Source organism: Magnetococcales bacterium, from assembly GCA_015231175.1.
Classification (GTDB): domain Bacteria; phylum Pseudomonadota; class Magnetococcia; order Magnetococcales; family DC0425bin3; genus HA3dbin3.
Window position 1 is genome coordinate 1 of sequence record JADGBZ010000020.1, and the last position, 12573, is coordinate 12573.

Consider the following 12573-nt stretch of genomic DNA (forward strand, 5'->3'; position numbering starts at 1 on the left):
AGAGCGCGGCGGCGTTGGCCGATTGCGACCCGGTCGATGGCAATCATCCGGTTCATTGAGCCACCTCCGCAGATTCCGCTTCGTTTCTCGCGTGGACGTGATTCACCAGGACCGCGAGGGGGCGTTCGACCGCGCCTTTCCGGTAGGGCGTTCCGGCCAACTGGAATTGGGTGAAGGCGGTCAGCTTCAGCGCAGAGAGTTGCCGACCCTGAACGAAGGCGTTCCAGGCCAGCGCCACGGCCTTGATGTGGTCCATGATGTTGCTGCCGCTGGCGGGCGTACTGGTCAGGTAGATCAGCAGCGTCTTGCGGGGGTCGGTGCGGCGCAGGCCATCATCGGCGGCAATCCCGTTCCAGAAGTCGTAACCCTGGTTGGGTTGCCATTTGAGGGTCTCCAGGCCGACCGCCATCACGGCGGCCCGCATCAGGACCTTCTGGTTCTGCTTGACCCCGCCGCCGATGGCCGTGTGGTAGGCCTCGATGTGCTCCCGGTAGAGGTCCATGGCGTCCAGGCGCAGATCCCGGGAATGGGCGATCTCCACATCGCGGCTGATGGGGCTGTCCAAACCGGACATGATGATGCGCAGCGCCGCCGAGGCCGCGTTCTTGAAAGAGGCCGGAACGTTGATCTCGAGGTCGCTGGCCCGGATGGTGGCCGACCAATCCCGCCGCCGGTGAATGTCATGGCGGGCGTACAGCCGTGCGACCGTCTTCATGTCGTCCACAGGGGTGGTGAGCACGGTCAGGGGAATGGTGACGCCGCTCTTCACCACGGCGTGGAGGGTGTGGTTCCCGTTGATCAGGAACTTCTGCCGGCCAACCTGGGCGAAGTGGATGGTGGTGCCTTCGATGAAGCGGCCCCGGGCCATCTCCACGGCCAGGCGCTGGATATGCTGGTCCGACAGGTTGCGCTGCTTTTCGTAGGCGAAGGTCCGCAGCCAGGCATCGGCGTGTTGGGGGGTGACCAGAGTCAGTTCGCTGGTGACGTGCTCGTTCATCTCTTCCTCCTGAAGAAGATCCTGGAAAATCCGCACGTCAGGCCCGCCAGGAATCGGGCTTTTCGGACCATGAATCCTAGACGTGCGGAACCGTGCCCTTCAGATGGCCAGCAACATGGCCACTCGGGCGGGGCGTTGTTCGACCGGCCTGTTCAAGTGCCGGAGATAAAGCTCATCGATCTGCCGGGCGGCCTGTCCGGCATCCACGCCCATCAGGTCGCAGATGAATCCGAAGCCGCCGGGCTCCATGGAACGGCAGCGGAAATACCGCTTCAGGTGGAGCACCTCGGAACGGAAGAGCGGGTTGGTCCACAGGTCCGGGTCCTTCTCCACCTTCTGCACCAGCGCCTTGGCGTCCTTCACCGCCTGGTTCAGCACCGCGATCCATAGCGCCTTCTCTGTTCCCGGGGTCCGGGCGATCTCACCAGCAGGAGGGCTGTTCACGGTGATCTGCTTGTCCTTCATGGCCTTGGCCCCTTTGGGTTCAGGGTCGCTTGCGTTGCTGCTTTCCAATCCCGGTTGGTTGTGATTGCGAGCCGGGTTTGCCCTCTATAGCGCAACCCCAATGCCAGATGACTTTTTGTCAATGAAAGCAGCTATTTGAATGCGTTTTTCCGGGCTTGGAACGGGGGCATTTTTGAGGGAGGGTGGGCTGGCGCTGGGAGGAATGCGAAATGGAACGGATGGCCTGCAAAACGGAATGGAATGGCAGCGAATTGGAACGCCATGACAACAAAATGGAACGCAAAAGCTGCAAATCGGAACGGCATGGCCCGCATGGTGGAATGGCCAAAATGCCTGGAACAGGCCATGAACACTGCGCATTTCAGGCGGAGGGGGGCGATGGGCAATGCGGGCCACAGAATGGAACGCTGTGGCCTGCAATCTGGAACGGCATGGCCCGCATAACGGGCCGTTCTCACTTGAATGAAGGGAGGGCGGACTCAGAGATGGTCCGCTTTTTGATCTATGGAACGACGTGATTGCGAGCCGCTGATTGTTCCCACATCAGAGGTGATCGCCATGAGTGCATTGAAAGGAACCGGATTCCGCCCCCCCACGCCCGATCTGATGTCCGCCGAAGAGCGGTTGGACGAAGTGGCCGGCATCCTTGCGAAGGGTATGGCGCGGGTTCTGGAAAAGAGAAAAACCGAGCATTTACCACTGGATAAGACGCCAACCATACGCCCTTATGGTCCGAAACCAACTCAAGGAGAAGGACCATGAGCGACATCGATGTAATCAAACAGGTGGCCGCCCTGCCGGGGATGGCCACGCCGGAATTGAAAGCCCTGTGGACCAAGTACAACGAGACGGAGCCGCCTCCGTTCAACCGGACGTTTCTGGTGAAGCGACTGGCGTATCGAATCCAGGAACTGGCCTACGGCGGACTCTCGGAGGAGACCGAGAAACGACTGGAGGAGATGTCTGCCGACAACGGCGAGGCCACGCCTGCGAAAGCGAACAGGGAGCAGCAGATCCTGCCCGGCACCCGGCTGGTCCGGGAGTACAAAGGCAAGGAATACGTCTGCACCGTGCTGGAAGACGGGTTTGAGTACCAGGGGCGGCGCTTCAAGAGCCTGACGGGGGTGGCCAACTTCATCACCGGCACCCGGTGGAACGGCTACATTTTCTTCGGCCTCAAGAAGTACGTGGATCCCAGGAGGAAGTCATGAGCCCTCGGAAAACGGTTACACCGAAGGTCCGGTGCGCCATCTACACCCGCAAATCGACCGACGAGGGGTTGGACATGGAGTTCAACTCCCTTGATGCCCAACGGGAATCCTGCGAGGCCTACATCGCCTCCCAGAAGTCCGAAGGCTGGTTCCTGGTTCCGGATCGCTACGACGACGGAGGTTTTTCCGGCGCGAACCTGGAGCGGCCCGCCTTGAAGAGGCTGCTCGAACAGGTCGAAGCCGGCCTCGTCAACGTGGTGGTGGTCTACAAAATCGACCGGCTGACCCGATCCCTTCTGGACTTCGCCAAGCTGGTTGAAACCTTCGACCGGCATGAGGTCACCTTCGCCAGCGTTACCCAGTCGTTCAATACCACGACATCCATGGGGAGGCTCACGCTCAACGTGCTCTTGAGCTTCGCCCAGTTCGAGCGGGAAATCGCGGCGGAGCGGATCCGGGACAAGATCGCCGCCTCGAAACGGAAGGGGATCTGGATGGGTGGGCACGTTCCCATCGGATACATCGTCCGCGACCGCAAGCTGGAGGTGGTACCGGAAGAGGCCGAACTGATCCGGTTCATCTTCAAGCGGTACCTGGAGACAGGCTCCGCCCTCACCATTGTCGAGGAGTTGGATCTGGCTGGCGCGGTTGCCCGCAGTGGCAAGCCTTTTGACAAGGGCTACATCTACCGGATTCTCGGCAACCGCCACTACCTGGGCGAGATCCCCATGGGCGAACAGAGTTTCCCCGGGGAGCATGACGCGTTGGTGGATCAGGAAAGCTGGAACAAGGCCCAGGCGCTGCTTGCCTCCAACAACCGGCAGCGGGTTCGTCGGCGGCGCAGGAAGAGCCTGGCATTGCTGTGCGGAATCATCTACTGCCGCCACTGCGACCGCTCCATGAGCCCGACCTACGTTCGAAAGCGGGGGAAGGAATACCGCTACTACCTCTGTCAGGCGGCATCCAAGAACGGCCACAAGACCTGCGCGATCTGCAGCGTGGCCGCCAACGAGATCGAGTCGGTGGTGGTTCAGCAGGTCCGCACGGTGCTGCGTTCGCCGGAGGTGGTGGTCAAGACATGGCGGGCCGGGCGCAGGGCCGGAACCGAGATCCAGGAACGGGATGTCACCGAGGCGCTGCAACGGCTCGATCCGGTTTGGGATGAGCTTTTCCCGGCGGAACAGCAACGCCTGATCCAGTTGCTGGTGGCCAAGGTGGACGTGTTCCCCGACGCGGTGAAGGTCCATCTGCGCGCCGAAGGGCTGAATACCCTGGCCCGTGAACTGAACGACCTTTGGAACCAGAAGAAGGAGAAAGCGGCATGAGAGCGGAACTGAGCAGGGACGGATCCACCATCGTCATCACCATCCCCATGCACATGCGTAAGAGAGGGGGGCGGAGGTTGATCACCGCCCCCAACGGCATGGACGACCATCCCATTCAAACCAGGGACGACACCCTGGCCCGGCTGGTGGCCAAGGCCCATCGTTGGCTGAAGGACCTGGAGGCAGGCCGGGCGAGGTCCATCCGGGCGCTGGCGGAACAGGAGAAGCTGGACGACTCCTACGTGGCCAAGGTCCTGCGCCTGACCCTGTTGGCCCCGGATATCGTGGAAACCATTCTCGACGGCACCCAGCCGGACGTCCTGACCTGGCGGGAGTTGGCCAAGCCGTTTCCGCCGGAGTGGCCGAAGCAGCGGGAGCAGTGGGGCATCTATGCGCCGGCCTGAACGCCGGCGCGTTCCCCTCGGCGGGACGCCCCGGTTTGGACCCGGGGTGATGTTGGAGACCAATGGCCGATTCGAACCGGGCATTCATAAGCAAATACTGTTATTCATTGTAATTGCATATGAAAGAGTGAGTCCGAATTTCCCGGACTCACCGGGCCTGAGTCCACAGCTTTTTGAGAATATGGGCGGAGAGAGAATAAAATGGGGGCGAGTGGCGGGGGCGAATCCGGCGACGGGTATGGCGGTCACTCCGCGCATGCATCCGCTAACCATTGGAAACATTGAAGAATTCAGGCATGAAAAAACCGCCCCGAGAGGCGGTTCTTCACCAGGGAGTTGGTCCCTGAGTTTTTGAATGGTGGGCCCACCAGGATTCGAACCTGGGACCGACCGGTTATGAGCCGGCGGCTCTGACCGCTGAGCTATGGGCCCGCTTGGGGGGACATGATCGGGGCTTTTAGGTCAGGATTCAAGGAAACTCCTGAGTTTACGGGAGCGGGTGGGGTGGCGGAGCTTGCGCAGGGCTTTGGCTTCGATCTGGCGGATGCGCTCGCGGGTGACGTGAAACTGCTTGCCCACCTCTTCCAGGGTGTGATCGGTTTGCAGGCCGATGCCAAAGCGCATGCGCAGCACGTTCTCTTCGCGACCGGTGAGCGTTTTCAGGACGCGCCCGGTGGTGTCGCGCAGGTTGGACATGATCGCCAGGTCGGACGGGGAGAGCATGGATTTGTCTTCGATGAAATCCCCCAGGTGGGAATCCTCCTCGTCGCCCACAGGGGTCTCCAGGGAGATGGGCTCCTTGGCAATCTTGAGCACCTTGCGCACCTTTTCCAGACTCATTTCCATCTGTTCGGCAATTTCTTCCGGGGTGGGTTCGCGACCGATCTCCTGCACCATCTGCCGACTGGTGCGCACCAGTTTGTTGATGGTTTCGATCATGTGGACCGGAATGCGGATGGTGCGGGCCTGATCGGCGATGGAACGGGTGATCGCCTGCCGGATCCACCAGGTGGCATAGGTGGAAAATTTATAGCCGCGCCGCCACTCGAATTTGTCCACGGCCTTCATCAGGCCAATGTTGCCCTCCTGGATCAGGTCGAGGAACTGCAACCCCCGGTTGGTGTATTTTTTGGCAATGGAGATGACCAGACGCAGGTTGGCCTCGACCATCTCCTTTTTGGCCTGGGCAGCCTTGCGTTCGCCGTTGAGAACCTTTTGATAGGTTGCCTTCAGATCGGGGATGCTTTGGTCAGCCTCGATCTCCAGTTGGCCCAGGGCACGCTGGATTTCCAAAATTTTTTCGGCATGCTGGATGAAGCGTTGCCAGGCCTGATCTGGATTGCCGGCCATTTGCCCCAGCCACTCCAGGTTGCTTTCATTGCCGGGGAAGCTGCTCAACAAGGCGTTTTTGGAAACCCCGGTCTTTTCGACGATCTCCAAAATTTTGCCTTCCAGACCCCGGGCGCGATGGACAAAATTTTTAATCTTCTGCACCAAACGATCGCGCTGTTTCTGGGAAAATTTGACTTCGGACACCACTTCGATAATGTGTTTTTTGCAGTCGTCATACTTTCTTTGCAGACGTTTCAGCTTGCGGAGATCCTCTTCAGCCTGGGCTTGTTCCATCTCCGCGAGGATCTGCTTGAGATTTTCATTTTCCCGCGCAATGGTGTCGAAAGTCTCCTGGGTCTGGCGGATCAACTCCCGCATGCGGCCACCATCGTCTGCGGCGGGATGGTCGTGGGGAACGACATCATCGTCGACCAGATCGGCCAGGACATCCAGTTCATCGGGCTCCAGGGCTGCTTCCTTGATCTTGTCTTTGGTCGGGGTCTCCTCGGTACCCTTGGCGGCTGCCCCCTTCTCCGCCATGGGTTCCACACCCAGGACATCCAAAGATGGGTCACCATCGGCATCGGGGGTGAGGGGCTCAATCCGAACATCGCCGTCGTCCCGATCCTCTTCTCCTTCTCCGTCTCCTTCTCCCTCCTCCTCTTCTTCCTCTTCCTCGTCAAGGCCGCCGCCCTCTTCCAGAGTGGGAGGCGCAATGTCGAGAATGTCACGCAGGGAGATTTGATTGTCCCGCAACTTTTCCGCCAGGCTGATCACCTCCTGGAAGGTGGAGGGGGCATCACAGATGGCCGCAATCACCTCATTGCAACCGGCCTCTATACGCTTGGCAATAACGATCTCACCCTCACGGGTGAGCAACTCCACAGACCCCATCTCTCGCAAATACATGCGCACCGGGTCATCGGTCTTACCCAGATCGATATCGTCGATACCGACTTCCAGCGGGGAGCGCTTGCCGGGGGAGTCGATATCATCGATCTCCATCTCCTCCCCTTCGAGTAATTTATCTTCACCGATTTTTTCCAGGTCTTCCGCTTTTTCCTCCAAGGAATCTTCAGGTTCATCGACCAGACTGATACCCATATTGTCCAGGAGGGCAACAACATCCTCGATCTGTTCCGCCGAGGTGATGTTGGTGGGGAGGACATCATTGACCTCATCGAAGGTGAGAAAGCCCCGCTCCTTGCCGTGCTCAATGAGCCGCTTCATGTGGGTCCGGGAAATATCGTCACTCATAGGGCCTGTCCACACTGGGGGGTTGTTGTTGCTGCGTGGTGAACCATGGCGATCAATGCACAGTGGGTGCCATGGACCTTTTTTGATCAAGACGCGCCTTTTCTTTTTTGTACCCACTCAGCTGCATAAGTTCCTGATCGGTCCATACGCCCGTTGCTCGATTCTTTTCTTCCAGGCGTTGAATATCGCGGTCGATACGCCGGCGCAGGCAGGTATCCAGGCACCCCTCCAACTCTTTTTCAAGATCATGGGGCAAGGTCTCCTCCGCAGCCAGAACTGCTTGTGCCAGGGTGCGCAGTTCCAAAGTTGGAAGCGTTTCCAGGGCCAGGGGTGAGTCGTCATTCCACTCCAGTTCAAGGTGGATACACGCCTGCAACAGGGCATTCATATGCGGATTTTCCAATTCCAGTCGCTCCAGGTCATCCTGCAACTTTTGCATAAAAAATGGGCGACGGAGCAAAATGGCCAGCAGGGCCTGCTCAAAATTGCGCCCCGACATGGCCTGACGCGGAAAAAAGGCTGGGTGCCGACCCTCCTGCGGGGAGTGGCGGAAACGAGAGGGTTGCTCCCGGGAGAGCGTTCCGGGTGGGCGAACATGGGGAGCACCCAAAACCTGGGCTCCCGACAAACCGTAGCGTTGACCGACCTTGTCGGCAAACAGATCTCGCAAAAGCGGGTCGGCAACTTTAAGCAGTCGCTGGCGCACTTGGTGTACCAGGGCAGCCATCCCTTCCGGGGTGTCGATCTGGAGTCCCTGGCCGAGAGTTTCCAGCAAAAATTCGAGCAGGGGTTTGGCTTTGCGCAAACGTCCCTGAAATCCCTCGCTCCCTTCCCGGCGCACCACCTGATCGGGATCTTCTCCTTTGGGCAGAAAGATGAAATCGACGCGACGCGACGCTTCCAACCCATCCATGACCTGTTCCAGGGCGCGCCAAGCCGCTTTCTTCCCGGCAACGTCGCCATCGAAGCAGAAGGTCAGATGGTGGCAACGCCGCCACAACAGACGCAGATGATCCGGCGTCAGGGCGGTGCCCAAGGTTGCAACGGTGTTGCCGAAGCCATATTCGGCCAGGGTGATCAAATCCATGTACCCTTCGACCACAAGCACCCGTTTTTGCCGCTGGATCGCCTCCTGAGCCAGGTTCAGCCCATAGAGGACGTGGCCTTTTTGATAAAGTTCGGTTTCGGGGGTATTGATATATTTAGGTTCACCGGGTTCGAGCAGTCGACCGCCAAAACCCACCAGGCGCTGGCGGTGATCGTGGATGGGAAAGGTGATCCGGTTGCGAAACCGGTCGTAGCGATGTGGATGAGTTCCCCGGGGGGGGGCTCCTTTGTTACGTTCAGGGGCGTGGGTCACACACAGGCCGATTTTTTCCAGGTTCGCCCCGGCAGCGGTCCCACCACCGAAATGATCCAGGAGGTTGCTCCACCCCGGAGGGGCGAATCCCAGACCGAATTTTTGGATGGTCACCTCTTTGACCCCCCGTCCGGCCAGATAGTTTCGCCCCACTTCCCCTGCCGGCGCCGCGAGTTGTGCTTGAAAGTAGCGATTCACAGCGGCGAGAAGCTCATGCAGTTGGTGCTGATGGGCTCGGTGCGCAGCGGCATGCTGTTCCTGCCGGGCGGACAATGGATCCGGGTCCGGCAGTGCCAATCCCGCTTCGGCGGCGAGCATCTCCACAACGTCCTGGAAAGATGTTCCTTGGAGTTGCATAAGGAATTCAATGGCATCCCCTTTGACATCGCAGCCAAAGCACTTGAAAAAACCACGATCCCCCCGCACGTTGAAGGAGGGGGTCTTTTCCTGGTGAAAAGGACACAGTCCCACCCAACTGTTGCCTTTTTTTTTCAGGTGGACGTGCCGACCGATCAAGTCCACCAAGTCGATCCGCTCTTTGAGCCGGTCAAGAAAGCTGTCCGGGTAGCGCGCCATCCTGGGGCAGCCCCCTACTGGTTCAGGAACCGGAAAGGGCGGTTTTGACCAGGGCGGAGATTTGACCCAGGTCAGCCCGTCCGGCCACCCGATCTTTCAAAATTTTCATGACACGTCCCATATCCTTGGGGCTGTTGGCTCCACTTGCCGAGATGACCTGTTTGACGAGCGCCGCCAGATCATCCGCTGCCATCATTTGGGGCAGATAGGACTCCAGGAGGCTGGCTTCGCGTTCTTCGCGTTCGGCCTGCTCTTCCCGACCTGCCTGGCGGAAAGCCGCGACAGACTCCCGGCGCTGCTTGATCAAGGTGCGTATGACGCCATACATGGCCGCTTCGCCGGTATCCGTCTGGCCAGACTTGTCGAGATTGAGGAGAGCGGCCCGCAACATGCGGATGGCAGAGAGGCGTTCCGCATCCTGTGCCTTCATGGCCTCTTTCAAATCCTGGGTGATACGCTGGCGAAGATCCATAACCTCTTGCCTTTTGCCCTCGTGAAGAAATATACAGGGCTGCACTGGTAAGGTGGCTGAGTCAGGCCGCATCCGGCAGCGGCAACCCCCGGCGACAACTCCGGCCTGATGCGCACTGCCAACAGGGTGGAAGCTTCAGGCTCCGTCGGCTCTGGGCGGTTCAGAATCTGCGATATTCTGCAATTCTTGAGCCATAATTGTTTCTCTTAAAGCACAAAAGCCCCTCTCCAGGGGCTTCCAATGAACCCCCTTGTCTACTCCCCCTTGTCAAGTTTGTCAAGTTTTTTAAGGAAGACCGGAGCCGCACCAAAGGTGGCTCCGGTCAAATTCCGGGGACGGGACAAAGTCACGCGCCCGGCGCCCACCAAACTACCGGCGCTTCCAGGTCTCTGGGCTGAGGAAATCCTCTCCCTGCTCAATGCAATGTCCCTTCCAACCGGTTGTGCCATCCGGTTGCATCAAGCAAATAGTCGGCTTCTTCTCGTCCGCATAGGCTATGCCCATCACACCGCCAAGTTGGAACGCAACGCCCTTACTCTTACCTTCAGAATCCTGATAATTGACGTGAAAGGCCTCCCCTTTTTTGGTCACGCTGACGACGCCCTCAAACTTGCTCTTGTCTACGGCATCAACCCCAGTTACATCGTAACTTCCGGCAATATCGGCTGAAACGGCAGGGGCAGCAGCGGCGGCAGGGGCAGCAGCGGCGGCAGGGGCAGCAGCGGCGGCAGCAGCAGGAGCGGCAGCAGCAGGAGCGGCGGCAGGAGCGGCAGCAGGAGCGGCAGGAGCATCAGCGGCATCAACCCATGCCGGCATCGCATAAAGCCCCAGTGACAAAATTGCGGCAATCGAACAAAGCCGGGATTTTTGAATGCGCGTCATAAAAAGTATCCTCCCGTTGCATGGAAAATGTGGAACAACACCTCGAAAAATCGAAACCTGGCAAGGAATCAACGAAGCAATCAACCGATGCACCGGCGCATTCTGGCACGACAACACACGCTTCAACAACCCCCGCCGATCCCGCCTGGTTGCCTTCGCAGGCGTCCTGGTCACGAACGCGGAGAGCACGATCACGGCGATTCAGTGAACATCTGCCCCTCTTGTCGCCGCAGCAGGACAAGACCACATGACGGGATGCCGGATGCAGCGATACAATTCTGTTCTACACTGGACTGAAAGCCTGCATAATGATCTTGCCAATCTCTGCAACGACCAGGTCACGGGACGCACCCTTGAGAGGCGATTCCGTATGGTAGACAGCAACGGCGATCGGTGCAGCATGGGGGGGCAGCATGATCCCGATATCGTTCCGGGTGCCATTGTCGCCTGACCCGGACTTGTCGCCTACATGCCAGTCACTCGGAAGTTTGGCTCGCAGGAGCGTACCGGTTATGGGGCTGTCCAGCAGCCAACCCTTGAGTCGTTCGCGCGATGCGTCGGACAGAGCCTTCCCGCAAAGCAGGCGGATGACGTTTTGCACCATGGCCTCTGGCGTTGTGGTATCGCGCTCATCGCCAGTCAAGGCGCTGTTCATATCGGGTTCACTGCGATCCAATCGCGTCGTTTCATCTCCAAGGGAACGGATGTATCTGGTCCAACCCGCAGGACCACCCATCAATCCGAGCAACAAATTTGCAGCAGTATTATCGCTCCAGGTCGCCGCAGCCATGCAAACGTCTTCGAGCGTCATGAATCCAGCCGCAACGCTCTTGCGTGCAATCGGCGCATACTCCAGCACCTCCGCCTGGCTGAATGGAATGCGCTGGTCCAGTTTCAAGTATCCCCTGTCCACTAGGCTCAGGATCGCTGCGGCAGAGATCAATTTGTGGGTACTGCACATTGCAAAACGTTCGGTCGGACGCAACGCAATTCTGCCCCCCGACCCGGTGTCCAGTGCGACCACACCCAACCTGCCGCCACTCTTCGCCGCAACGGCGGCGATGGCTTCCTGGGCCTGATCCACTCTTGCAGCGGATACGGACGCTGGCATGGCCGATGCCAGCCTGGCATGAAACCCTGTCACTCCATAAGCAGCGCCGGCCATGATCGCCATGGCGAAACGTCGCCGCGTGAGAGACATGGTCATGCAAGATCCTTCCCTCTTCGATGCCGAACCGCATCCATTTTGAAAAACATCGCTTTATTCGTTGCCGGGCAATGAAAGGCTGCCGGGCCGGAAACATGACAAGCCTCTTTCATGGCGATTTCCGGGTCGGAATGTCCAGGACAACCCGGCGATTCTGGGCCCGGCCAACAGGGGTATCATTCGTGGCGACAGGTTGGGTCAGGCCAAACCCGGCAGCCTGCATACGCCCGGTGACCACCCCTTGCGCCACCAGGTGATTCAGTACAGCCTTGGCCCGTTTCAAGGAGAGATCCTGGTTGAACATCTCACCGCCCACGTTGTCGGTATGCCCTTGGATTGTCACACGCAAATCGGCATTCCGCTTGAGAATATCGACCACGTTGCGCAAACTCTCGTGGGTATGCGCGGGAATGGTCCAGGATCCCGTGGCAAAATTCAAATTGGGTATGACCCAGCAACCCCGGGCGTCGACAACAGCCCCGATCGGCGTTCCCGGGCAGGCGTCCAGATGATCCAGAACTCCATCCCCATCGCTGTCCAGGGGGCACCCCACTTTGTCGACAGCAACCCCATGAGGCGTATTCGGGCACTGGTCCTGGTCATCGATGACACCATCACCATCGCTGTCGCGTGGACACCCCACAGCATCCACGGGAACACCATAGGGCGTACCCGGGCAACGATCATCATTTTCCAGCACGCCATCCCGGTCGCTGTCGATGGCACAACCGCGATTGTCGACCGCCGCTCCCGGAGGGGTTGGCGGGCAGTGATCACGCACCAGGGGAGTCTTATCCTGGTCCACATCGCTCCGACGCCAGTCGTCTCCCGCCTGCGAAGGATTGGGCGGGGCCGGATGACAGGCCGCCGTGAGAAGAGCCGATAACAGCCATGCTCCCAACAAAACCTTCCGGCTCGGCGTGACCATGCAGTGACTCCATGCGTGCTAAACGACAAGGTTGAACAGGGCTGTGGGATACTCCCTGATTTGGCCCTTACGGTCAAGCCTGTTGAGCCACTCTTTTTTGCCTCTGTTGATCACGGCCCCCCTGTTCGACGAATCCCGATATCCACATCAGCTTCGT

General features: G+C 59.1%; 12 protein-coding genes and 1 tRNA gene. 4 read left to right on the forward strand and 9 right to left on the reverse strand.

The features are described from left to right. Window positions 1-52: 52 nt before the first annotated feature. Complete coding sequence (locus HQL63_06445) at window positions 53-997, reverse strand: hypothetical protein (GenBank protein ID MBF0176473.1); 945 nt, start codon at window positions 995-997, stop codon at window positions 53-55. A 99-nt stretch (window positions 998-1096) separates the two neighbouring features. Further along, on the reverse strand, window positions 1097-1462 hold the full coding sequence (locus HQL63_06450; protein ID MBF0176474.1) for a hypothetical protein: 366 nt from the start codon (window positions 1460-1462) through the stop codon (window positions 1097-1099). Window positions 1463-2020: 558 nt separating this feature from the next. Between HQL63_06450 and HQL63_06455 the strand changes: the two genes are divergently transcribed. Genes HQL63_06455 through HQL63_06470 form a run of 4 tightly spaced genes read left to right on the forward strand, consistent with a single transcriptional unit; the run spans window position 2021 to window position 4402 of the window. Then, complete coding sequence (locus HQL63_06455) at window positions 2021-2224, forward strand: hypothetical protein (GenBank protein ID MBF0176475.1); 204 nt, start codon at window positions 2021-2023, stop codon at window positions 2222-2224. Beyond that, a complete protein-coding gene (locus HQL63_06460; protein ID MBF0176476.1) occupies window positions 2221-2673 on the forward strand; it encodes a DUF2924 domain-containing protein in 453 nt (150 codons plus the stop codon). Before HQL63_06455 ends, HQL63_06460 begins: the two co-directional genes overlap by 4 nt. Next, entirely contained in the window at window positions 2670-3998 is a 1329-nt protein-coding gene (locus tag HQL63_06465; GenBank protein ID MBF0176477.1) for a recombinase family protein, read from the forward strand. Before HQL63_06460 ends, HQL63_06465 begins: the two co-directional genes overlap by 4 nt. Then, the gene (locus HQL63_06470) at window positions 3995-4402 is read left to right on the forward strand and encodes a hypothetical protein (protein ID MBF0176478.1); all 408 of its coding nucleotides are present in this window, start codon (window positions 3995-3997) and stop codon (window positions 4400-4402) included. Before HQL63_06465 ends, HQL63_06470 begins: the two co-directional genes overlap by 4 nt. 356 nt (window positions 4403-4758) lie before the next feature. Here HQL63_06470 and HQL63_06475 read toward each other — a convergent pair. The 7 genes from HQL63_06475 to HQL63_06505 form a co-directional block, all read right to left on the reverse strand. Further along, window positions 4759-4834: transfer RNA gene (locus tag HQL63_06475), tRNA-Ile, on the reverse strand. 30 nt (window positions 4835-4864) lie between these two features. Then, the gene (gene rpoD / locus HQL63_06480; protein ID MBF0176479.1) at window positions 4865-6991 is read right to left on the reverse strand and encodes an RNA polymerase sigma factor RpoD; all 2127 of its coding nucleotides are present in this window, start codon (window positions 6989-6991) and stop codon (window positions 4865-4867) included. 52 nt (window positions 6992-7043) lie between these two features. Beyond that, window positions 7044-8927: a DNA primase gene (locus HQL63_06485; GenBank protein ID MBF0176480.1), complete on the reverse strand. Its 1884-nt coding sequence runs from the start codon at window positions 8925-8927 to the stop codon at window positions 7044-7046. Between the two features lie 22 nt (window positions 8928-8949). Next, window positions 8950-9399: a GatB/YqeY domain-containing protein gene (locus HQL63_06490; protein ID MBF0176481.1), complete on the reverse strand. Its 450-nt coding sequence runs from the start codon at window positions 9397-9399 to the stop codon at window positions 8950-8952. 369 nt (window positions 9400-9768) lie between these two features. Then, entirely contained in the window at window positions 9769-10281 is a 513-nt protein-coding gene (locus tag HQL63_06495) for a hypothetical protein (protein MBF0176482.1), read from the reverse strand. Between the two features lie 283 nt (window positions 10282-10564). Then, the gene (bla, locus tag HQL63_06500; protein MBF0176483.1) at window positions 10565-11482 is read right to left on the reverse strand and encodes a class A beta-lactamase; all 918 of its coding nucleotides are present in this window, start codon (window positions 11480-11482) and stop codon (window positions 10565-10567) included. Between the two features lie 115 nt (window positions 11483-11597). Beyond that, a complete protein-coding gene (locus HQL63_06505) occupies window positions 11598-12416 on the reverse strand; it encodes an OmpA family protein (protein MBF0176484.1) in 819 nt (272 codons plus the stop codon). Window positions 12417-12573: the final 157 nt, after the last annotated feature.